The following is a 21,741-nucleotide window of genomic DNA, read 5'->3' on the forward strand; positions in this document are numbered from 1 at the left end:
CAGGGCATCGGGGAACGGGCCCTTGTCTGAGAGCCGAGAAAGGCTAACCTCTTATGGATAGATGGTTTTCCAACCCGACCGTTGGTAGAGAAACGGGTTGGACGCGCGTAAATGTAGTGTCAGGGACCTGACGTGGGACTAAAAAATCTCGTTCATCGTATCCAAAGCGCTCTGGGAGACAGCGGCGGTACACCGCCCTCGGCCCCGGAAGGCATGCGCATCTATGCGATCGGCGATATCCATGGACGGGCCGATCTGCTGGAAGGACTTCTGGCACGCATCGAAAAGGATGCGCGGGACTTCTCCGGGCGCAAAGTGATCGTGTTTCTGGGCGACTACGTCGATCGCGGGATGGATTCGAGAGCGGTACTGGACCGGCTCGTGGCGGGGCCCCCGACGGCTTTCGAGGCGGTTTATCTCAAGGGCAACCACGAAGAAGCGATGCTGCAATTCCTCGCCGATGCCGAATTCGGCCGGACGTGGAAATATTACGGCGGGCTTGAGACGCTTCATTCATATGGCGTCCGGGACCTTATGCGGCACGACAGCGCCGACGAATTCGAGCAAGCGCGTGAAAAGCTTGAGGCTGAATTGCCCGAAGCGCATAAGAAGTTTCTCCAGCGGCTCGAGACGAGCGCCGAGTTGGGGGATTATTTCTTTGCACATGCCGGGGTTCGGCCGGGCGTTCCGCTATCGAAACAAATTGACGAAGACCTGCTATGGATACGCGAGGACTTCCTCCTTTCGGAGAGTTCCTTCGGCAAAGTTGTCGTTCACGGACATACCCCGGAAGAGAAAGCCGTCTTTCGAAACAACAGAATTGGTGTGGATACGGGGGCGTACATGACCGGCGTCCTGACCGCTCTGGTGCTTGAGGGCAGGTCGCAGCGGCTCTTGCAGACCGGGCAGGACGATGCCCGCAGGCTTGCCGTTGCGAGTTGAACGACCGAGGTTTGCGGAATTTTCATTTCTTTTTGCGATCTTCGCCGGGACGGTTTCGGCGAACAGAGCCCGCAGCCAATGGTCTTGGCAATCTACGGTGTGGTAGATTTGCCGTAAGTACTTCTTGGCGTTGACAAATATGAGGACCATCGATGACCAGTCTGGCGCAATCTTCTTCGTCGTTCCGCAGGGACGCGGTATCGCGGCACGGATCGGCCATACAGCGCTGGTTACCCCTGATCGCAGCAGGGTTGCTGGTTCTCTTTTCGCTGGCAGGGTGTTCGGACGGTCCGAGAGAGAACCTGCCAGGGCCTCAAGCCGCGCCCGTGGCTGCGGGCGAGGTCCCGCTGCCGGAAGATGCCAATGTCGATTATACGCTTGGATCCGGCGACAAGCTTCGCGTCATCGTCTATGGCGAGAAGGATTTGTCCGGCGAATTCGACATTTCAGGCGCCGGGAATGTGGCCCTGCCGCTTGTGGGGCAGGTCCGCGCGCAGGGGCTGACGGTCGGTCAGTTCGAGACGGCGGTCGAGAACGCCCTCAAACAGGGTTATCTGAATGAGCCCCGGGTCAGTGTTGAGGTGTTGAATTATCGCCCGTTTTACATCTACGGAGAGGTTGGTGAGGCCGGTCAGTACCCCTATTCGAGTGGGATGACCGTGCTCAATGCCATAGCCGTTGCGGGGGGGTACACCTATCGCGCGGCCAACGACCGGGTCTACATCACACGCGGCAAGGGCAATGAGGTCGAGTATCCGGCCAGTCAGGCCGTGAAAATCCTGCCCGGGGACGTCATTCGAGTACCCGAGCGGTTCTTCTGAGTGAATCTGGTTGACGATAATTTTGTGGTGACCTGCCTAGAAGCGCCCGCCGGACGGCGGCGTGAGCGCTGCTTATAAGCCTTTGTATCTAAAAGGCTAATTTCGCCCCTCAAGCGACGCATTTTTACAACAGCGGGGAGGAAACCGTCATTCACATGGCGAATCGCCGGTACTTTAAAAATTTGGCGGTTCGGTGCACCGCAGCAGCTATGATACTTTACCATCAATTAATTCAGGTAAGTACGATCCGGGCGTCGTCAAAGGCTGGATCGGGTATGGATTTCCGGTTTTGCGCCGCAGCAATGAGCGCAGGTCCGGCAACCTCAAAAAGAGGGGAGTTCTTGTCATGCTCAAGAAGATGATCACCGCGGCTGTGCTCGGCCTGGGACTTGGGGTGTTCATGACGCCTCTGGTTGTGCCGGTTTCTTCGGCCAACGCCGCCACCGCAGATGAACTTGCGACCATGCAGACCGCTATCGAGGCCCTGATTGTCGCGAATGCCGGCGACGAAGCCGCTCTCGAGGCCGCGATCAAGGATTACGTCGCTAATTCCGACGATCCGGAAGGCGCCGCTCAGGCATTTGTCCAAGCAGTCACCAATCCGAAAAGCCCTGCGGCGCAGACCGCGCTCGCCAATAATGCCGGCCTGAAGGCCGCCGCTTCCCGCGGCCTCGGTGCCGCAATCGCCTTGATTGGGGTAGAAAATCCGGACGTGGCCAGCAGCATGCAGGCGGTGGTCGAAGCCTCCGACGATCCGACGCTGGTGGCGTCTGTTTCCGAGGGCAATGCCACGGAAACGAAGTCGATCACAGGTGAGGGCGTCTCGGATGAATCGTCCGAAGCCGTCGATGACGCTAATGAAAATGACACAACACCGGAAAGCCCGGCGAGCCCGAATTAGGGCTCGTCTTTCCGGCGACTATAGCGACTTTACGTTCCGTATACGCTGCGCCTGACGCCTATTCGTTCGCGTGGCAAGGAAGACAACTCGACTTTGGAGGTCACATCAAATGGGACGAGCCCGGATTTATTTCGCCTCGGCGGCACTCGTAGGCCTGACCTGCGCCGCTCTGCCGACCCTGGCGCAGGCCCAGGAGGCCGATACCAATCTTGCCGACGTTCGTGACCAGGGCGTTATGGAGCGTGCGCGGCCCGGTTATGATCCCGTTGGTATCCGCGCCGGCAGTTTCATGGTGTTCCCCACTGCTTCTGTGGGCGAGAGCTACAACGACAATATCTATGCGACCAGCAACAACACGGTCGATGATTTCATCACCACCCTTTCGGCGGGGATATCGGCCAATTCGGTGTGGGGCCGGCACGCCCTTTCGCTGAGCGGCGGCGTAACCCAGCAGCTCTATGCCGACAAGTCCGACGAAGATCGGTTCAACTGGAACCTGGGCGGAGCCGGGCGGCTGGATATCAGCCGCGACACGGCGCTCAATGGGTCGGCGCGATATGCGCAGCTGCATGAGGATCGCGGCAACCCGAACTCTCCGACGACCTCTCAAGAACCCATCGAATACAATCTGTTCAACGCCGCGACGAATTTGAGCCACCGCTTCAATCGCGTCAATGCGAGCGTGGGGGTTGAATACAACAATTACGACTACAAGGACGCTACCACCCTGGGCGGCGCCAATATCGACCAGGACTATCGCGACCGTGACGAATACACCGAAACCGCCAGGCTTGGTTATTTCGTTTCCCCCGACACGAATGTCTATGTCGAAGGTCGGTTCGATCAGCGTCGCTACGATCTCACCACGCCCGCCGGCAACCGGGATTCCGATGGCTGGGCCGCGCTGGTCGGTACGGAATTCCAGATTTCGCGCCTGACTCAGGGCAATGTCTATGTCGGTTACCAGGAACGTGACTACAAGGCCGCCGCGCTGAGCAGCACTCAGGGTCTTGCCTATGGTATCGATGTGGAATGGTTCGCCACGCCTCTGACCACGGTCACGGTGTCCGGTGACAGCCGCGTCGAGGAAACGACCGTTGGCGCCGCATCGGGTTATGACCGCAATAGCCTGTCGGTGAATGTGGATCATGAGCTGCTCCGCAACGTGATCCTCTCCGGCGGGGTCAGCTACACCAACAATGATTTCAACGACAACCCGCGTAACGACGATACGACCGGGGCGACCGTAGGGGTCAAGTATCTGATCAACCGGAATTTCGACCTGGGACTGAACTACACCTACACGAACCGGGACTCCAATACGGCTGGTTTTGATTACACCCGCAACGTGGTCGGCCTGAAGCTGACCGGCAAGCTCTGATCGCAAGAGCGTTCGAACAAGTCGAGCAGGGCAGGCAGGGCGGAAGTCTTGGCCTGCCCTGTTCCGTTATGGCTGTTTTTGGCTGTCGTATGGGATGTGCAGGGTCCGCGATCATGTATATTGCGGTGCAATGTTCGGCGATTGGGGTTTAGAAGATGAACGCACCGTCTAAAGGTTCTGGCATGTCGTCGGCTAAATGGACTCCCCCCGGAGCGACGGAGGTGCAGACCGACTCCTTCCTGGAGTTCGATCTGATGGCCATCCTGCGGATCATGCGCAAGCGCGCTGGCGTTATCATCGGTATTACCGTTGTTCTGACGGCGCTAATCGTGCTTGCCATTACCCAGATGCGTCCTCTCTATACCGCTCAAACTCTGGTTCTGGTCGACAGCCAGAAGAGCAACGTCGTGGATATGGAGGCGGTCGTCTCCGGCATCCCGGCCAATGACGCCGCTTTGGACAGTGAAGTAGAGGTCATCAAGTCCCGCAATCTCATCGAACGGGTTGTGGATAACGAGAACCTGATCGACGATCCGGAGTTTAATTCAGCGCTGCGGGAGCCTTCGGCGCTTCGCTGGCTTAATCCGCGCTATCTGCTGGGCCGTCTTTTCTCCCTGTTGTCTCCAAGCGACCAGACCGACGCTGTTGAGCAGAGTGCCTCTCAGGAAGAGATGACGCAGAGATCCGTCGTGGACTCGGTTTTGTCCGATCTGGAAGTCGCAAGGCGCGGCCTCACCTATACGATTGAAATCAATTTCACGTCGGAGAATCGCTACAAGGCCGCCAAGATCGCGAATGCGATTGCTAATGCCTATATCGTCGACCAGCTCGATGCGAAGTTCAACGCGACCAAGCAGGCCAATGAATGGCTTGCCGGGCGACTGGACGATCTGCGCCGTCAGGTTACCGATTCCGAGCGCGCTGTGGAGCTCTATCGATCGCGGCACGGGCTTGAAGAATCGAAAGGTATGACCGTTACGGAGCAACAGCTCTCCGAACTCAACGCTCAACTGATCCTGGCGCGGACCAATCTCGTTGAAGCAAGGGCCAAGTATAACCGCGCCCGGCAGTTGAGACGGGAAGGAAAGGGCGTCGAAACGGTCGGCGATGTGGTCCAATCGGGGACGATCTCGGCACTGCGTCAGAAGCAGGCGGAGCTGACCCGGGAGGAAGCCAATCTTTCCGCCAAATACGGGCCGCGCCATCCCGCGATCGTGAATATCGAGGCGCAGCAGAAAGACATTCAATCGCAGATCGCCGCAGAAGCCGGGCGAATTATCGAGAGTCTGAGAAACGACGTTTCCGTGGCCTCGACCCGTGTCCGGGCCCTTGAAAGCAATCTCAAAGAGATCAAGGGCGAAACCGGCACCAATAATGAAGCGCTGATCCAGTTGCGCGAGCTGGAGCGCAAGGCGACGGCGAACCGGCAGGTCTATGAGGCATTTCTCAAGCGCTTCAAGGAAACCAGCGAGCAGGAAGACATTCAGACCCCCGATACCCGGGTCATTTCCAAGGCGGTGGTACCGGGCGGGCCGTCCTTCCCGAAGACGTCACTTTTCGTGATGCTCGGCTTTGCACTGTCGCTGATGACAGGCGTTGGCGCGGCCTTCCTGCTTGAACATCTCGATAACGGCATTCAGACATCCGGCGACCTGGAGAGGCTTCTGGCGCTGCCCAACCTGGCGTCGATCCCGCTGACGCCGAAGGAGCGCGGGCCGGATGGAAAGGTATTGTCTCCGCAGGACTATCTGGTCATGAAGCCGCTTTCGTCCTATTCGGAGGCATTCCGAAGCCTGCGAAGCGCGCTTCAGTTTTCCAATGTGGACAATCCCCCAAAGGTCGTTCTTTTCACATCGGCGCTGCCGAATGAAGGCAAGACGACTTCGGCGGTGTCCTTTGCGCGCGCTGCTGCGTCGGCCGGTCTGAAAGTCGTTCTCCTTGATTGCGACCTGCGTCACCCGTCGGTGGCGGAAGCGTTGAAGATCAGCCGGCCCGAACAGGGGTTGGTGGAACTTCTTGCCTCGCGTCTCGACTTCAAGGAAGTCGTCATCGAAGACGAGAAGACCGGGATGGAGGTCATCCCGGTTGCCAAGGGAACGGCCAACCCGCCCGACATTTTCGGGTCATCGCAGATGAAACTTCTGTTTGAGCGGCTCCGCGAAGCCTACAACCTTGTTGTTGTCGACAGCCCGCCGGTCATGCCCGTGTCGGATGCCCGCGTCCTGTCACAGATCGTCGACGAGACAGTGTTCGTTGCGCGCTGGAACGAAACCCCGCGCGATGCGCTGCAGAACGCGGTGAAGCAGTTGCGCGATTTCGGCGCACCTCTAGCCGGCACTGTGCTTTCCATGGTCGATACGGCCAAGCAGGCAAAATACGGCTATGGCGACGGCGGTTATTATTACAGCCGCTACAGCAAGTATTATGTCAACTGACATGCCTGCAGCGGGCCGGTGGACGGCGATCTTTTTCGCCGCCATCGGTCTTTTCACCATATCGCTCGCTGTGCCGCGGGTGCTGGCCTACGGCGTCATCGCCCGGGACGCCGGACAGGCGCCCACTGCGCTGGCGAATGGGAGCAGGCTGTCGTCAGAGGCCATCGAACAGGCGCGCCGGGCCTACCGAAATGCGCTCGCAGTGCATCGCTCGGACGGTCAGATCGCACAGGATCTTGCCAGGTTCGACCTCCTGGCGCTGAAAGACGGAGACGGCGCGGCGCTACTCGATGCCAGTTCGCATTTGCGCTCGGCGGCCGCCCTTATGCCCAACAATGCCTTTGTCTGGAGCCTGCTGGCTCGAACGGCGCAGCGCCGGCAAGCGCCTGCGGACGAGATCATAGCCTTTCTGCGACTGTCGAAGCTGACCGGACGTTTCGAGGCGTCGAGCATGCTCCTGCGCGTTCATGTTGCCATGCTTATCTGGAAAGACGTTCCGCCCGACCTGCAGCGGGACATCAGGCAGGATGTCGGGCGCTTCACGTCAAATGGGAAGCTTCTCCATGCCCTTTTCCGCGTCTATCTCTCGCTGCCCTATGACGCCCGAGCGACCTTCCTCGATGTTCTCTTCGATACGCCTGCCAGGCGAGGATGGTTTCAGCGGCGAATAGTTGATTGGACCAAGCTGCGATAGCCGAAATGCGGCTGGCTACCGGGTCCGGTTCGAAGAGGGCCAGGACTGGCTCACCGCCAGCCCCATAATGAATGCATAGAGAACTGCGACGGCAGGTATTTGCAGACTGAAATCGAGAAGAGAGTGCAGCCCGACAAGAATAGTGGCCGCTACGCCGATTGCCGAATAGGTGCGCTGGCGTCGCCTGCGCCAGAGGCCGCGCAAGGCCTCCCATGCCAGAAGCAGGATAGAGATGTTGAGAGCGAGCGCCGCCGGGATGCCGAGTTCCAGCGCGTTTTCGAGATAAACCTGATGGGCCTTGTCCCAATAGAATCTGGACGACAGTGAACTTGGCCGGTAGGCAGCGAAAACGTTTCGATAGGTGCTGTAGCCCGTTCCTGTCCATGGAACTGTTTCGATGGCATCAAGCGTTGAGCTGTACACGATGCCTCTGTCGATCGCGCTCAGGTCATTGTCGAGCCCGGCAAGGCGGGATGACAGCAGGCTGCCGCTGAGAAAAACGATGATACCGACGATTGAAATCGCTAGGATCGCGGCGGCCGCTGCGTGGGGAGCCCGGACGTTTCTGCCCCGGGCATAGGTCAACAGGAGCAGGAAGAAAGCGGCCAAGCTGCTGGCAATGCCTGCCCGCGAGCCGGTAAGTACCAAGGCGACGAGAAGCATCAGTGCTGCAAGGGTCCGCAGCAGAGCCCGGCTGAATATCGTCTCGACGATCATGACGATGCGTTGGCGCAGAGGCCGGTTGATGGAGAGGAAGTGCCGAAAGCTGTCGATGAACCACACCGTCGCACAGAGCAGACAGAGGCCTGCAAAGGTGGCGTAAGAGTTGCGATTCACGAAGGTGCTGGAGAGCGCATCCTGATAGGCCCATTTCCGATAAAACAGTATCCACTCATTGCCGGTGAAGTAGATGAGAAGACCGTAAAACGCGTAGGCGCCGCCGATCAGGGCGATGGCCGCCAGTGCGCGTCGGGCATGGTGGGGATCGCGGTTGAGCTGCAGGGACAGCCAGAAAATGGCGGCGTAGGAGAGGAGGCGCATCAGGCCTGTCAGGGTGGCTTCCGGGTTGACCGAGAGGCTGCCCGCCAGAGGCTTGCCGAGCGCTTCCGCGGCCAGCCCCCAGATCGGATCGGCCCAATCCTGGGGCATGATCGGCATGGCCTGAACGAGAATCCAGAGGGCTACGGCGCCAAACAGAATGAGCGGCCAGCGGAGCCGCGAAACAGTCACGGCGATCGTGCCTGGTCCCTTTGTCGCCACGCGAATTGCCCAGATGCTGAGCAGGGTGCCGGCGCATAGAGCGAGGAGCGCCGCCGGTAGCGGCCTGTTGCTTGCCAGTGGCAGCGGCGCCAGCGCCACAAGCGCAATGAGGGGCCAGAACAGACTGTCGGTTCTGTTCGATGATATTCGAGGAGCGGTGCGGACAGATTCGGCTTTCACGGGCTCAGGCTTCAATTGGCGAGGCGGATGAGGTCTCGTTTATCCATCCAAGCCGAAGCCTATTTCGGTCGGGGCGAGTGGCCAAGAGCCACGATGTGCGCGCCGACGTCGCAGAAAGGAAGACATGTCCGCCATTCCCGCAGCTATGGCTCATTTTTTGCTCGGCATGCAGATTTGTTGACATAGAGTGTCGCTATAAATCTATTGGGGCATTTGCCTAGGGAGGGATCCTCGGTTCATTGGATTTCTTAGTTGTAGCACTGAATTCAAGGTCTGGAGCAGGATGAAGATTGCTTACGTTCACACCGCTCCCGTGCCGAGCCCGGCGGCGAATGCTGTTCAGGTCGCGCGAATGTGCGCAGCGTTTTCCGCAGAGGGAGTGGAAACGTGTTTGGTCCAGCCTTGGGGCGGAGGCGGTGATGCCGGCGAAATAGCCTCCGAGTACGGCTTGGACACGCAATTTGAAACCAGGAAGTTGCCTCTTCTTTCGGTGCCGGGCTCCAAGTTCCTCTACGGTGCACTCGCGTCGCTTCTATACGGTCCGGGCCGGGAGGGAGTGGTTTATACGCGGTCGGTTTCAGTCGCAGCTGCGGCCTGCATGCTGTGTCAGCCGGTTGCTCTCGAAATGCACGTCTCGGCGGCTTCATTGCGACCGCGTCTGGCGAAGAGGTTGGAGTGTGTCATCGATTCTCCCTATTTCGTGGGAATGATAGCAATAAGCGGTCGATTGAGAGATGATTTTGAGAAGCGCTACCCTGCGCTTGATGGGCAGATTATTGTAGCGCATGATGGCGCGGAATCGGCAGCAGAGGTTCCAGCTGAGCCTCTCTCTGGCAGGTTCCGCGTTGGGTATGTCGGAAATTTATACCCTGGCAAGGGCATGGAGCTCATTGCAGAACTTGTTCCGCTTTGTCCATGGGCAACCTTTCACATTGTTGGTGGCGCGCCCGACCAAGTCAAAGTGTGGCGCTCAGCGCTTGCTAACAATCGGAATATCGTATTTCACGGCTATGTTCGCCATGCTGAGACCGCCGCTTATCTAGAAGGTATGGAAGTGGTTCTAGCACCCTATCAACGCGTGGTTCGTGGCGTGGGCGGTGGCAGTCAAAACCTCGCTGACTGGATGTCGCCGCTCAAGATTTTCGAATATATGGCTTGCGGCAGGGCCATAATCGCTTCCGATTTAGAGGTCTTGCATGAAGTCTTGACGCACAATCAAAACGCTCTTCTCTGTCTGCCGGAGGAACCGGCAGCTTGGGTCGTGGCCCTAAAGAGGCTCAGGGATGAAGAAGTGTTTCGGAGCCGGATTGGATTGCGTGCGAGGGAGGACTTCCAGTTGAATTACACTTGGGAGCAGCGCTCGCGAACGATCCTCAAAATGATAGACAAAGTGTGATTACTTTATTTGAAGGTCTGAAAGATGACTACCACACCTGATATTCAGCATATTCAGCGAGAGCAGTATGTCTTTCCCTATCACCATATCTCTTTCATAGATGATCGTGGTCAGGGCAGCCGTGTTCGAATTTTAAGTTGGGGGTTTGAGTATCTTATCTATAATACTCGTTTGGCTAGCATCGTTCAATCCCTAGAGCCGAGGTCGGTCCTTGATGTCGGATGTGGTGATGGCTATTTTCTTGGTCAGTTACATGACAAAATCCCAACACGGGTGGGCGTGGACATTGACGAGCGCGCGCTGAAATTCGCCCAAGCCTTCCACCCTCATGTGGACTATCGAAAGGCTGATGTGAAAGATCTTTCAGAGCGATTTGATGTTGTGTGCGCGGTCGAAGTTCTTGAACATATTCCGGATAATGACATTTCATCCTTCCTTCGGGCGATGGCTAGTAGAGTGGCTGCCGATGGTTCGATAGTCGTATCAGTGCCTACGGTGAACGAGCCGCTGAATAGGAAGCACTTTCGGCACTACGATTTGCCTTTGCTAGAAAAGCAGTTTGCCGAGGCGCTGCCAGAATATGTTTTGGAGCATAGCGAGTATTTCTACAGGAGGACTTTTGCTGAACGCTTGTATCGTCGTTTGACGTCTAGCTTCCTCTTTAGGGGGGAGATTCCACTTCTACGCCGCTTTGTGTGGGGGGCGGCAAAGCGGAGTGCGATCTCGGCAGACAGTAGAAATGGTCTCCATCTTATCGCGAGGTTTGCCTGCCGGTGATCAGTCGCACTGCATGTTCAGTGGACACGCCACCCTATTTTTTGTGCAAACGGCTTAGCGACAGTTGCAAGAATTTCAGTGACGAGGTTGCCGAGTAGGAATGATGGTTTGAGGTAAAGGGCAACACCCAGCGGCAGCCCGAATGCAACAATAGCGCAGCCAATCACTGTGATGGGCTTGGCCTCAGGCATCGCAAGTTTTAGGCCGGTTCCTATGGACAGCACGAACAGACCAATTAGAATCGGGCGTATGTGAACGGATGCAAACTCTAGAATGGTGACTTTCGCGGTACGATTGCTAATTATCGCATAGCCACCATAGCTCACGATGGCGGCAGTGCATACAGCGATACACACCGTGTTCAAACCATATGAAGCGCCAATGAGTGCTCCAGCAACAATCATAACAGCGTTTGCTGTCTGCAATATGGCAAGTGTATAGGCATGTGCTTTCGCGAGCAGGATATTCGCGCAAGTTTTTGCGCCAACACGAAAATATATCGCTGTGGAAAATACTGCGAACGGTATGGTCGCTTTGGTCCATTGTGAGCCGAGGATAATGGAGACAATCTCACCTGAGAACACCGCAAGGAACACGCTTGTCGGTATAGCCATGAGAGCGGTCAGCGAAATACCCTTGAGATACGCTTGTCGCATGCGGGATTCGTCATCCTGAATATGCGCCATTGCAGGAAAAACAACCATGCGACTGGCTGTGCCGAACATGTTCGTCGGCAGAGAAATCATATAGAATGCTCTCGAGTATATACCAAGATCGACGCTACCGAGCGCGCGTCCAACAATAGTATTATCCGCATAAATAGAAATGTAGTTCATGAACTGAGTGACTGAAAATCCAGCCCCCGTTCGGAAGAGTTCTTTCGCCGCCCTAAAGGAGGCGTCGCCGTTGGAACCAATGTTTCTGGCAAGCAAAAGATAGGTAGCTGCTGAAAAGAATGTTTGGCTGAGAAACCCGGCGGCCAGCGCCCAATATCCGTAGCCGAGATAGGCTAGAGGAATTGAAACGCCGAATGATGATGCGATCCAAACGCCTAGTTTAGTAATACTGACTTGCCTAAAGCGTAGGCACCGTGCCATCCAGGCCTCGTAAAGGGACGCAAGCGGTTGGACAATCAGCGCAAGACTCGTAACCCTAGTAACGTTGATCAATTCGGGCATGCGCATGAACGCGGCAAGATAAGGCGCGCAGAGCCATTGCAGCGTCATCAGTGTAAGACCAATGCCAAGACTTGATACGAGAGCGGTCGCCAGATGGTCTTCGGTCAGGTCTTTCTTCTGAATGATTGTTGGGGCGAGTCCCAGCCCTGAAAGTGTGTTCCCAAGAGCTACAACAATGAAGACGGCGGACATGAGACCATAGTCCTGCGGCGTAAGTATTCTCGCGAGGATAGAAACGGAGATGATATTTAATAGCATCTGGACCAATAAGGAGGTTAAGGACCAGGAAAGTCCTTTTAAAGTTCTCTCCGTTAGCTTCTTATCCGACATTGACTAGACCAGAGCAGATTTGAGTTGATGGTATTGTTAGGATGCACCGTTAGGCTCTCGCAGAGAAGAGGGTTTTGAGATGGGAGTAGGTAATGGGGCAGTGGAAATTTGTAGTACGTGCGTCGAAGCGTTTGTCCCGCAAAGGGCTTGCTAATTTCTTAGAGCGCGAACTCTCGTCTGTTGGCAATGGCGTTCGCATTTTGAGTGTTGGTGCAGGGGGAGAGGTTCAGGACTTGGTTTGCCGCTGCGCGGATGAAGCCGGAGGCGTGGTTGTTAGCTCCGATATCGATGCGTCTAGAGCCCCTGACATAATTGATGATATTACCAAGTCTTCTCTTCCAGATGAAAGCTTTGATATTGTTGTGATGATGGAGGTGTTGGAACATGTGAGTGATCCATTCGCAGCTGCTTCCGAGGTGTACAGGCTGTTGCGACCAGGGGGGAAGCTTGTACTGTCTTCACCATTTATATTCCCGATTCATGATCGCCCATATGATTTTTTTCGATATACGAAGTACGGACTTAAGCTAGTACTCAGTCAATTTGACGAGTTGGTTATTGTAGAAAGGAATACATGGGCGGAGGCAATTCTCGTGTTGTTTGCGCGTGCTATGGGGGAACTTCGCAGGGCAAAGCGCCTACTTTCGCCGTTTATCATACTGTTAATTCTCCTTTGTTTGCCTGGAGCGCTCCTTCTGGGAAGGTTGTTGAGGAGTGACTTCCTGACCACAGGCTACATTGTGACCGGGATCAAGTCTCAAGCGCGGCGGCGAGTTTCTGAAACCGTTTGATCGCCGCTTAACAAGAGCGGAAGCCATATGCTGCTTGCTTGCAGAGGTGATGGAATTCGACTGCTAAATTTCTGCGTCGCAATTGAGATAGAAGCCGCCTTCGCTAGGCCACAGCCGTTGGCCTTCTTACACGATGATCTGAAGTCTCTTGAGGCCGACCATGCCACCTTCCCGCGACGTTACGGTTATCGTCACCTGTTACAATCTCGAAGATTACATCCAGTCTGCTATCGAAAGCGTTCTGGCGCAGAGTGCTATCGACCATATCCAGAAAGTCTTGGTTGTGGATGACGGATCGAAGGACCGCTCAAGAGAAAAGATAGAGGAATACGCCAGTCGGGATCCGAAGGTGGTGCCGATCTTCAAGGAGAATGGCGGTGCCTCCAGTGCCCGCAATGCCGGTTTGGCGCGGGCCAGGGGAGTGTATGTCGCCTTTCTGGATGGAGACGACATCTGGCACGCGAACATGACCGAGCGCCAGCTGGCGGCCGCGGCTGAATTTCCCCGCGCAGGTCTCTATGTCAGCGATTTTCTCGAGGTCAACGAGGAGCAGGGAATATCTCGCGTGCACTGGGCGCACGGATTTACGCAGGATGATCCGGACACATTGAAAACCCTTTTTGCGTTTTCCGGGCCGATATTACCGTCTACCTCCATGATCCGACGGTCTGCTTTCGATGATTGCGGCGGCTTCAACGAGCAACAAAAATATATGAACGATACCGAGATGTGGCTTCGGCTCGCGCAGAGGGTAAGCTTTCACCGGATTCCGGAAGTTCTGGCAACGAAACGAACCATCGCAAATTCCATCAGTTCGAACTTCAGAGAGAGAGTTGAGGCGCGGCGCGAACTGGGGCGGCGTGTGCTGGAGTGGAGGCCCGACCTCGTGCCGTGGGCGGACCGCTGGGCCATGAAGACCGAGATCGAGGCTGGGCTCGCCGCAATCGAGTTAGGGGCCTACGGAGAAGCCCGTGCAAGTTTCTGCAAGGCAGTCCGTTTGCGGCTCACCGATCCCTTGCCCTGGTTCTATATGCTTGTCAGCCTGCTCCCCGGCGACCCGCGTGGCCGACTGGCTTTCGGCAAAAACCTGACGACGGGGTTGCGCAAGAAGCTCAGGACGAGGCAGGTGTAGCGGTCATTGCGCGGCGGTTGCATTTTTGTCTATGAGGCCGCGATATAGTTCAAGGTGGCGCTCGACCACCATATCAAGACCGAAATTCCTCGAGATGGTGTTGCGCGCTTCGTCGCTCATCTCAAGATAGCGTTCCGGAGACAAGGCGGCGGCCCGGCGTATTGCCTCGGCACAGGATGCGGTGTCGCCGGCTTCGAAGAGGAAGCCGTTCTTGTCGTCGGAGACCATATCTTCCACGCCGCTCACACGTGTTACGATGGGGATCGCCCCGAAGCTCATCGATTCGAGCATGGAGTTCGACATTCCTTCGGAAAGAGATGTCGAGAGGTAGAAGTCAGCCTTCAGGATAGCGGGGGTGACGTCTTCCATGCGCCCGGTGAACTCGACGCGCTCGTTCAGTCGGAGCTCGTCCGTCAGCGCGACCAGTGCCTCGCGTTCCGGCCCGTCGCCAACAATCATAAGTCGAAGGGGAATATCCGCGTGCGAGGCGGCGATGCTCCGCAACATGACGTCAATCGCCTTTCCCTTGTCGAGGCGGCCCATGAAAAGAAAAACGGGGTTCGATGGCGCGGGCCTGTCGGAGCGTTTCTCCGGAGGCAATATGGCGCCATTGGGGATGCGGTAGACGCGTTCGGTGGCGATGCCATGACGCGCGGTATCGGTTGTCATTTCGGCGCTGTTGGCAACGAAGCCGGTAGTGTAGCGCTTGATGATCGATGCGAACTGAGGGCCGAGCAAGCGCTTGCGCTCCACAACGTCTATGTCGAATTCCGATCCGCCCCGGCCGAACTTGATGATACATGGTTTGCCGACGAGCCGGCTGCCCAGAACAGGTCCGACGGCGTGGAGCCGCGCATGGATGACGTGGACGATGTCATAGTCGGTGCGGTTCAGCCATAGCCACCAGATGATACGCAGCGTCCACCACAGGAACGAAAAGAAATGACGCCCGCCCAGATTTGGAAAACTCCTTAACGTAAAACGCTTAATCCGGACCCCATCTTTGACTTCGTGTCCTGGGGTATCAGCGAAGGTGCGCGGGGCCAATATCGTGGCCTGGATGCCCTGGCCGGCCAGAAGGGTGGCAAAGCGCCGGCTTTGCTGCTGGGCGCCGCCGAAGGATTCCGGGAGATATGCAGGCAGGACCAGGACGACACGGGGCGCCTCTTTCGCGCCGCGGGCAGAGATGTTCCCGGCCGGGGCGGACTCTGTACAAATGCTTGCGGTGATGGGCTTGTCTCCGGGGGTTAACTGCTGGCGTCAATCAGTTCCAATATGACGACATGCTTGAGGGTTTTATCAATACTGCGACAGCAGAATTTGCTACAATTCCGGCCAATTAGGCTGGATATTCGGTTGCAGCGCAATTCAGGAACTTCAGACAATCTCCCAGATGCGTATCGTGCATATCATCACCCGCTTTGTGGATGGCGGCGCCGATGAAAACACCATGCTGACCTGCAACCATCAGGCTGAGGCCGGGCATGATGTTTGGCTGGCTCATGGCGGTCAAGCGACGGAACGCATGCTGAAGCTGCTTCATCCGAATGTCAGGGTTGCGTGCATTGAGCCCCTGGTGCGTGAAGTTTCGCTTTTCCGGGACTTTTCCGCTCTCCTCGCTCTCTCCCGCCTGATCAGGGAGGTGCGGCCGGATGTGGTTCACACTCATACGAGTAAGGCAGGTGTGATCGGCAGGCTGGCGGCTATTGCCGCGCCAGAAGCCCGTGTTGTTCATGGGGTGCATATTCTTCCCTTTACCAGCGAGCCTTTCCTGAAGCGTTCGATCTATGTTGCGCTTGAGAAAATTGCAGCGTTGCGGACACACGCTTTTATCGACGTCAGCGAGGGCATGCGGGATTTGTGTCTCGACTATGGTTTGGGGAGTATCAAGAACCATTTCGTGATCTATAGCGGGATGGATGTCGCACGTTTTCGCGAGGCCGAGCCATCGGACGATCTGGCACAATTGCGCCGCTCAATGCAGAACCCCGTTCTGATCGGTTATGTGGCCGTGCTCGAGCGTCGCAAGCGGCATCGTGAAGTGCTTTTCGGCCTGTTGCCGCTGCTTGAAAAATATGACGATGTGCGGCTCATTCTCGCCGGCGAGGGGCCCGAGCGTTCGATCATCGAGGAGATGATCGCGGAGAAGGGGCTTGCTGATCGTGTTCACCTTCTAGGTTTTCGTGATGATGTCGAAAGGGTTCTGGCCGGGTGCGACATTTGCGTGTTTGGTTCGGAGCGTGAGGGCTTGCCCCGGTCTATGGTTCAGTATGTCCTCGCGCGTAAACCTGTGGTCGCGATGACGCTTCCCGGTCTCGAGCGTGTCGTTCATCATGGAAAGAACGGCTTTGCAATATCCTCCGGATCGTTCGACGAATTTGCCGAGAAGGTAGGTCAACTTGTGGAAGACGACCCTTTGAGGGCGACTTTCGCCGCAGGCAGCGCCGCTATAGACCTTTCAGCCTGGGACGCGGACGAGATGGCCGGGCGTATTGAACAGGTGTATCGGCAGATTCTTTCATCCGCGCCGACTCTATCTTCAGGACGGAAACATAGTGGAAGAGGCGTAGGGGGCGGCGTCCAATGACCTATCTTGTGCCGCTTGCCTTTCTCAGCCTGTTCACCGCGGTAAGGTTGAATGCCGGTATCGTTCAACTGCGTCCATTCGACGGGCTGGTTCTCCTTATGATCGTCTGGACGTTTTTCGTTCTGCGAAAGATGAACCTCAAATTCACCGTCGGCGCGGCAATGGTGGTTCCGTTTTTTGCATGTCATGCGCTATCCGCTTTCTCGGTCGGGGCGGAGAACGGCGTACGAGAGGCTTTGCAGGTCGGTCTCATGTTCGCCTTCGTCGCGATGCTGTCCACACATCTGGACAAAGCGGATGTGCTCAAGGCCGGCAGGGTTATGGTGATCGGTCTCGGCATCGCACTGATCTATAATATCCTGTGGCACGTTATCGTTCTGGACGCGTGGTATGGCTGGAAGAAACTGAATAACCCGAAAGCGGTTTTTGGCTATTTGCCCATGGCTCTGGGCTGTCTGCTCCTGTTTGCGCAGCCTGCCCAGAGGCGCCTGTACTGGCTGTTGTGGGGCGGGCTGTTCGTGGTGACGCTTATGTCGGGTGAACGCAAAGCGCTTCTGATTTACGGTCTTTTGACTGCAATGCTGCTTGCACGGGGCCGCATCGCCGCCTCTTTGCCGGTACTTGGGGCAGGCGCGCTCGTGCTTGTTCTTGTCATGAATATCTTCGCAGGCGACAAGTTCGTTAAGCAGTTGAATACACTGTTGAACCCGATCCAGTCGGCCGGTTCTCTGCAAGGCATTTATGCAGGCGTCAATCCCGACTCCCTAAGCAATGCCCAGCGGGTTTTCGCATTCAATGTTGCCTCGGACTTCATCTCGGAGAATCCGATTTTCGGCGTGGGTACCAACGAATATGTGACCAAGGTGGCCGAGCGCTACAAATACCTTCCCGGTTACCTGTTGATCGGCATTCACGGCGAGTTCCTGCGGGTGCTTACAGAAAACGGCATCATTGGACTGGCGGCCTATTGCGCGATCTGGCTCGTCTCAATAACGAGGCTCATCAAAGTGCTTCGTTATTTCTACTCTCGCGGCGAAATAAGCCAGGCGCAGAAAGATGTCGCTCCCTTTGTGCTCTTAGCGTCGCCCTTTATGTATCTTGCACTCGACGCTAGCGGTACGCCCTCATTCGCGGTTCTCATTCTCGTCTCCATGCTGCCGGAGATTGTCTTCTATGCCTTGCGACAAAGGGCGATAAGGCAAAAGGAAGTTGCGAAGGGGGGCGAATCCGTGAACTCCCTTTCCGGTCAGACTGTTTATGGGACGCAGGGGTAGATTCGATCGCCTTTCTCGGGGAAGGGGGGGTGTTCGCGATGCATGTGCTGGAAATGATACCTGCGAAAAATGTAGAGAACCGGAGAACTTCAACCTGTGTTAAGTGCAATTCGTTCAAATCCGATCCGGTAGTCTCCCGTCAGGACAATTGCTGAGGCAGTCTGTTTGTGTGTGCGTTGTCAGGGCAGGTTGCTGCCTTCGTTATCTTTAGCGCTGGCGTAGAGCATGCTTCAGGGGACATGTAGGGCGTGTTGAAGAAAAATGGGGGCGGCGATGGTCAATGAGTATGCTCGATGGAGCGGTGTCCGACAATATTTGCCGGAGATAACTGTTCTTCTTCTGATCAATGCTGCCGTCATCGGCGCGGTGCTGGTCAACCCATTTGCACTGGGGCTCGATTTCTGGGCTGTGAAGGCTGCCGAAATTGCATCGTTTCATATTCCCGGGAGCAACTTTTACCCGATCGGTCCTGCGCTCTTGTGTCTTCCCTTCTTCCTGGTCGGTTTAGGGTCCCTCGGCGCTCTTTTCTTCTATCTGAATGCGGGAGTGGTTCTCTATGCTCTGATTTGCAGGCGCATAGAAGATCGGCTCATAGCCAGAATAGCGCTCTTCTCGATCCTTCTGAATCCCTATTTCTTTTGGCTTGTTGTTTCCTCGCATGACTGCGTTCTGCAATTTTTTACCCTCTCCCTCGCCTTTTATCTGCTGATAGAAGCAAGGCCCGTTCTCTTTGCCCTTGCGGGGATTCTCGCTGCTACCGTCAGGTCGACGGATTTGTTCGTGTTCGGAGGGCTGGCAATCCTCATGTTCGCAATGTGGAGGAAGTCGATCTGGTTATTGTCCCCGGCGCTCTACCTCTTTGTGGCCTTTGGCAATCTCGCCCTCTATGACAGCCCATCGCCTTCGACGAACGGGGGGTACAATATTTTCCTCGGTCAGCATCCGCTGTTTGCCGTTGCCTATCCCAGCTACGACATAGACCAATTTTTCGAAACCAAAGGATTGAGCAGTCCGGAGCATCTGTTCGGTATGCACCGGACGCCTCAGACAGAAGCGGAGTTGGATACGCGGTATCGCGAGATGGGGTTTTCCTTTGCGAAGGACGATCCGGTTCGCGCGGCCCAGAATGCTCTATCGAAAGCAGCGCTCTGGCTCTTCAATTTTCAGAAAGTGCCCGAGGTTTCGGGGAAGATCTACTTGGAGGAAGGCGGACATTCAATCGCCATCGAGTCCCTGCGCGGCGGCAAGCTGTTATTGGGACAGATGGCGTATACCCTCTACAAGTTCGTCTACAATATTCTCTTTGCCGTGACGATTTTCTATGTGTGTTTGCGCCCAAGCGATTTTCTATCGGAGCGGCATTTCTTTCTTATCCTACCCGTCTTTTTTGTGCTTCCGGTGGTTCTGCTGTCGTTTCCCGATACAAGGTTCAAGATCGTTTATGAGGTAATGGCTGTGCCGGCTATTCTCCTGTTTGCATTCAGGGCGGCAGCGCAGATCGTCAACCGGGAAAGTGCGAATCGGGAGTGATGTTTCGACCGGAGTTTAGCCTGATGCGTATTCTCTATTTCATAAATGGGTTCGATCCCGGTGGTGCAGAACACGGGCTTTATACGCTGGTGGAGAACGGTTTTTTCGAAGGGCATGAATTAGAGGTCGTCGGCATGTGCCGGGGGCGGGGAGAGCTCGCGAGCAAGCTTCAGAATGCTTTGGGGGAAGAGCATTTCCGTATTGCTGATGACCGGGAAAGCCTTTCTTTGTGGGGCGTATTGTGCGGAGCGTATCTTCTTGTTCGCGAACTTCGCCGTTTCCGTCCCCGGACGGTTGTATTGTCGCTGAAGCAGGCCAACCTGATAGGCCGCCTCGTTTTGAGATTCTTTCCGAGCGTACATTGTGTCTCGTTCGAGCATATCTCGCGATACCGGGCACGACGAGTGGAGCGGATTTACGCTGTATTGCTCAAATGGACGTCCGGCCGGGTTGACGAGGTCTGGTCGGATTGCGGGGAGACGCTTGAGGCGACCAGAGGCTATTTCCTGCCTCGCTGGCGGTGCGAGAATGTGGTCCCCCTGTTCTGCCTGGACGAGGCGGTGCCGGAGAAGGGAAGCTACGAGCCGGGAAGCATCTTGAAGCTTGCTGGTGCGGGTAGGCTCGTTGGCCGGAAGAATTTCGATCGGCTGATCGAAGTCGTGCGCAAGCTCGATGAAGAAGGGGAGGCGGTGGAGCTCACCATTCTCGGGGACGGCCCTGAATATTCTGCTCTGGAAGCCTTGTGCAAGAAACATAATCTACAGGGAAAGGTCCATCTGGCAGGCTACCGGGCGCAGTGGTATCGGGAGGCCCTTGAAGCCGACATCTTTCTCAACACAAGTGATACGGAAGGTTTCTGCATCGTTGTCGCGGAGGCTTTGGCCATTGGCCTACCTGTGATTGCAACCAATGTTGGTGGTATTCGCGAATATGGTCGTGACGGCATCAATATGCTGAAGTTGCATGACGACGGTGTCGAAGAGATCGAACAGGCAATCAGACGTCTGCGCGAGGACGAAGGTCTTCGGCGCCGGCTGGGGCGACAGGGCCGGGCCGATATGAAGGCAAGTTACAGTTCCGAAACGCTACGAGAAAGAGGGACAGCGGTTCTGTCCGGCCGCTGATAGGCGGCGTTCCGTAATCTTCGGTTGTGCCTGGTGACTGAGCTGGCGCCAGTTGCTACCGGCCCACACTCGTATAAGCGAACCCTGCCTCGGTCATTTCGTCCCTCTGATAGATGTTGCGAAGGTCGACCATGATGGGCTCTTTGGCATCGCGTGCCAGTCGGTCGAGATCGAGCGCGCGATATTCGTTCCACTCGGTGACGATGACGATGGCGCTGGCATCCTTCGCTGTCTCATACGGATTGTCGCAATAAACGACGCTGTCAGGCAACAGGTGCTTTGCTTCCTTGACGCCTTGCGGGTCGTGCGCCTTTACGGTGGCGCCGCGTTCGATCAGGCCGGGTACGATGTCGAGCGATGGGGCATCGCGCATGTCGTCTGTCTCGGGCTTGAAGGTCAGGCCCAGAATACCGATGGTCTTGCCCTTCACGGAGCCGCCGCAGGCGTTCTCGATCTTGTCGACCATGTTCTTCTTGCGATCCGCATTGACCTCGACGACGGCTTCCACGATCCGGGTCGGTGCCTGGAATTGCTGTGCGGTTCGCACTAGGGCCAGCGTGTCCTTGGGAAAGCAAGAGCCGCCATAGCCGGGGCCCGCATGCAGGAACTTGGAACCGATACGCCGGTCGAGACCGATGCCGCGGGCCACGTCCTGCACATTGGCGCCTGTCTTCTCGCAGATATCGGCCATCTCGTTGATGAAGGTGATCTTGGTCGCCAGAAATGCGTTGGCGGCATATTTGATCAGTTCCGAGGTGCGGCGATTGGTGAAGACGATCGGTGTCTCGTTCAGGAAAAGAGGGCGATAGAGGGCGCGCAGCACTTCCTTGGCGCGGTCGTCCTCCACGCCAACCACTACGCGGTCGGGACGCTTGAAGTCGTCGATGGCCGCTCCCTCCCGCAGGAATTCCGGATTGGAGGCGACGGAAAAGTCTCCCTCCGGTGCCGCCTTGCGGATGATGGCTTCCACCTCGTCGGCGGTGCCGACGGGAACGGTCGATTTGGTGA

General features: G+C 56.4%; 18 protein-coding genes. 14 read left to right on the plus strand and 4 right to left on the minus strand.

What is annotated here, in order from left to right:
* Nucleotides 1–213 precede the first annotated feature (213 nt).
* From CMI59_RS15955 to CMI59_RS15980, 6 genes are all read left to right on the plus strand, one after another.
* Nucleotides 214–942 (plus strand): metallophosphoesterase family protein, encoded by a 729-nt coding sequence (locus CMI59_RS15955; protein WP_293329221.1) that lies wholly within the window; start codon nucleotides 214–216, stop codon nucleotides 940–942.
* Nucleotides 943–1,094: 152 nt separating this feature from the next.
* Nucleotides 1,095–1,763 (plus strand): polysaccharide biosynthesis/export family protein, encoded by a 669-nt coding sequence (locus CMI59_RS15960; protein ID WP_293329222.1) that lies wholly within the window; start codon nucleotides 1,095–1,097, stop codon nucleotides 1,761–1,763.
* 346 nt (nucleotides 1,764–2,109) lie between these two features.
* Nucleotides 2,110–2,664 (plus strand): hypothetical protein, encoded by a 555-nt coding sequence (locus CMI59_RS15965; protein ID WP_293329223.1) that lies wholly within the window; start codon nucleotides 2,110–2,112, stop codon nucleotides 2,662–2,664.
* 109 nt (nucleotides 2,665–2,773) lie between these two features.
* Complete coding sequence (locus CMI59_RS15970; protein WP_293329224.1) at nucleotides 2,774–4,045, plus strand: outer membrane beta-barrel protein; 1,272 nt, start codon at nucleotides 2,774–2,776, stop codon at nucleotides 4,043–4,045.
* Nucleotides 4,046–4,266: 221 nt separating this feature from the next.
* Nucleotides 4,267–6,480, plus strand: coding sequence for a polysaccharide biosynthesis tyrosine autokinase (locus tag CMI59_RS15975; RefSeq protein WP_293329225.1), 2,214 nt, complete (start codon nucleotides 4,267–4,269; stop codon nucleotides 6,478–6,480).
* Complete coding sequence (locus CMI59_RS15980) at nucleotides 6,470–7,174, plus strand: hypothetical protein (RefSeq protein WP_293329226.1); 705 nt, start codon at nucleotides 6,470–6,472, stop codon at nucleotides 7,172–7,174. Before CMI59_RS15975 ends, CMI59_RS15980 begins: the two co-directional genes overlap by 11 nt.
* Nucleotides 7,175–7,189: 15 nt before the next feature.
* Here CMI59_RS15980 and CMI59_RS15985 read toward each other — a convergent pair whose 3' ends face one another.
* A complete protein-coding gene (locus CMI59_RS15985) occupies nucleotides 7,190–8,614 on the minus strand; it encodes an O-antigen ligase family protein (RefSeq protein ID WP_293329227.1) in 1,425 nt (474 codons plus the stop codon).
* A 283-nt stretch (nucleotides 8,615–8,897) separates the two neighbouring features.
* Between CMI59_RS15985 and CMI59_RS15990 the strand changes: the two genes are divergently transcribed.
* Together CMI59_RS15990 and CMI59_RS15995 are read left to right on the plus strand one after the other, a co-directional pair.
* Nucleotides 8,898–10,010 (plus strand): glycosyltransferase family 4 protein, encoded by a 1,113-nt coding sequence (locus tag CMI59_RS15990; protein WP_293329228.1) that lies wholly within the window; start codon nucleotides 8,898–8,900, stop codon nucleotides 10,008–10,010.
* 24 nt (nucleotides 10,011–10,034) lie between these two features.
* Nucleotides 10,035–10,787 carry a class I SAM-dependent methyltransferase gene (locus tag CMI59_RS15995; protein WP_293329229.1) on the plus strand — a complete coding sequence of 251 codons (753 nt, stop codon included), beginning with the start codon at nucleotides 10,035–10,037 and terminating at the stop codon, nucleotides 10,785–10,787.
* Between the two features lie 17 nt (nucleotides 10,788–10,804).
* On the opposite strand, the gene CMI59_RS16000 is transcribed toward CMI59_RS15995, so the two are convergent.
* Nucleotides 10,805–12,295 (minus strand): lipopolysaccharide biosynthesis protein, encoded by a 1,491-nt coding sequence (locus tag CMI59_RS16000; protein ID WP_293329230.1) that lies wholly within the window; start codon nucleotides 12,293–12,295, stop codon nucleotides 10,805–10,807.
* 92 nt (nucleotides 12,296–12,387) lie between these two features.
* Here CMI59_RS16000 and CMI59_RS16005 point away from each other — a divergent pair, with 92 nt between their 5' ends.
* The gene (locus CMI59_RS16005) at nucleotides 12,388–13,086 is read left to right on the plus strand and encodes a methyltransferase domain-containing protein (RefSeq protein ID WP_293329231.1); all 699 of its coding nucleotides are present in this window, start codon (nucleotides 12,388–12,390) and stop codon (nucleotides 13,084–13,086) included.
* Between the two features lie 160 nt (nucleotides 13,087–13,246).
* Nucleotides 13,247–14,218, plus strand: a complete 972-nt coding sequence (locus CMI59_RS16010) for a glycosyltransferase family A protein (protein WP_293329232.1) — start codon at nucleotides 13,247–13,249, stop codon at nucleotides 14,216–14,218.
* A gap of 3 nt (nucleotides 14,219–14,221) precedes the next feature.
* Here CMI59_RS16010 and CMI59_RS16015 read toward each other — a convergent pair whose 3' ends face one another.
* Nucleotides 14,222–15,448, minus strand: coding sequence for a glycosyltransferase family 4 protein (locus tag CMI59_RS16015; RefSeq protein ID WP_363102549.1), 1,227 nt, complete (start codon nucleotides 15,446–15,448; stop codon nucleotides 14,222–14,224).
* A 163-nt stretch (nucleotides 15,449–15,611) separates the two neighbouring features.
* Here CMI59_RS16015 and CMI59_RS16020 point away from each other — a divergent pair, with 163 nt between their 5' ends.
* From CMI59_RS16020 to CMI59_RS16035, 4 genes are all read left to right on the plus strand, one after another.
* Complete coding sequence (locus tag CMI59_RS16020) at nucleotides 15,612–16,805, plus strand: glycosyltransferase family 4 protein (RefSeq protein WP_293329233.1); 1,194 nt, start codon at nucleotides 15,612–15,614, stop codon at nucleotides 16,803–16,805.
* Nucleotides 16,802–18,079: an O-antigen ligase family protein gene (locus CMI59_RS16025; protein WP_293329234.1), complete on the plus strand. Its 1,278-nt coding sequence runs from the start codon at nucleotides 16,802–16,804 to the stop codon at nucleotides 18,077–18,079. The genes CMI59_RS16020 and CMI59_RS16025 overlap by 4 nt, the downstream gene beginning before the upstream one ends.
* A gap of 261 nt (nucleotides 18,080–18,340) precedes the next feature.
* A complete protein-coding gene (locus tag CMI59_RS16030) occupies nucleotides 18,341–19,609 on the plus strand; it encodes a hypothetical protein (RefSeq protein ID WP_293329235.1) in 1,269 nt (422 codons plus the stop codon).
* Between the two features lie 23 nt (nucleotides 19,610–19,632).
* Nucleotides 19,633–20,733 carry a glycosyltransferase gene (locus tag CMI59_RS16035; RefSeq protein WP_293329236.1) on the plus strand — a complete coding sequence of 367 codons (1,101 nt, stop codon included), beginning with the start codon at nucleotides 19,633–19,635 and terminating at the stop codon, nucleotides 20,731–20,733.
* A gap of 55 nt (nucleotides 20,734–20,788) precedes the next feature.
* Here the strand turns inward: CMI59_RS16035 and CMI59_RS16040 are convergent.
* The coding region (locus tag CMI59_RS16040; protein WP_293329237.1) for a UDP-glucose/GDP-mannose dehydrogenase family protein at nucleotides 20,789–21,741 on the minus strand (953 nt) is incomplete at its 5' end.

The organism is Parvibaculum sp. (assembly GCF_002684405.1).
In the GTDB taxonomy this organism is placed as follows: Bacteria; Pseudomonadota; Alphaproteobacteria; order Parvibaculales; family Parvibaculaceae; genus Parvibaculum.

What these genes read in the sequence shown, in the direction of transcription:
- CMI59_RS16010 (WP_293329232.1), top strand. Translation starts at nt 13,247, where the DNA reads ATGCCACCTTCCCGCGACGTTACGGTTATCGTCACCTGTTACAATCTC.
- CMI59_RS16035 (WP_293329236.1), top strand. Translation starts at nt 19,633, where the DNA reads ATGCGTATTCTCTATTTCATAAATGGGTTCGATCCCGGTGGTGCAGAA.
- CMI59_RS15995 (WP_293329229.1), top strand. Translation starts at nt 10,035, where the DNA reads ATGACTACCACACCTGATATTCAGCATATTCAGCGAGAGCAGTATGTC.
- CMI59_RS16020 (WP_293329233.1), top strand. Translation starts at nt 15,612, where the DNA reads ATGCGTATCGTGCATATCATCACCCGCTTTGTGGATGGCGGCGCCGAT.
- CMI59_RS16000 (WP_293329230.1), bottom strand. Translation starts at nt 12,295, where the DNA reads ATGTCGGATAAGAAGCTAACGGAGAGAACTTTAAAAGGACTTTCCTGG.
- CMI59_RS15955 (WP_293329221.1), top strand. Translation starts at nt 214, where the DNA reads ATGCGCATCTATGCGATCGGCGATATCCATGGACGGGCCGATCTGCTG.
- CMI59_RS16005 (WP_293329231.1), top strand. Translation starts at nt 12,388, where the DNA reads ATGGGGCAGTGGAAATTTGTAGTACGTGCGTCGAAGCGTTTGTCCCGC.
- CMI59_RS15970 (WP_293329224.1), top strand. Translation starts at nt 2,774, where the DNA reads ATGGGACGAGCCCGGATTTATTTCGCCTCGGCGGCACTCGTAGGCCTG.
- CMI59_RS15960 (WP_293329222.1), top strand. Translation starts at nt 1,095, where the DNA reads ATGACCAGTCTGGCGCAATCTTCTTCGTCGTTCCGCAGGGACGCGGTA.
- CMI59_RS15965 (WP_293329223.1), top strand. Translation starts at nt 2,110, where the DNA reads ATGCTCAAGAAGATGATCACCGCGGCTGTGCTCGGCCTGGGACTTGGG.
- CMI59_RS16030 (WP_293329235.1), top strand. Translation starts at nt 18,341, where the DNA reads ATGGGGGCGGCGATGGTCAATGAGTATGCTCGATGGAGCGGTGTCCGA.
- CMI59_RS15980 (WP_293329226.1), top strand. Translation starts at nt 6,470, where the DNA reads ATGTCAACTGACATGCCTGCAGCGGGCCGGTGGACGGCGATCTTTTTC.
- CMI59_RS15990 (WP_293329228.1), top strand. Translation starts at nt 8,898, where the DNA reads ATGAAGATTGCTTACGTTCACACCGCTCCCGTGCCGAGCCCGGCGGCG.
- CMI59_RS16025 (WP_293329234.1), top strand. Translation starts at nt 16,802, where the DNA reads ATGACCTATCTTGTGCCGCTTGCCTTTCTCAGCCTGTTCACCGCGGTA.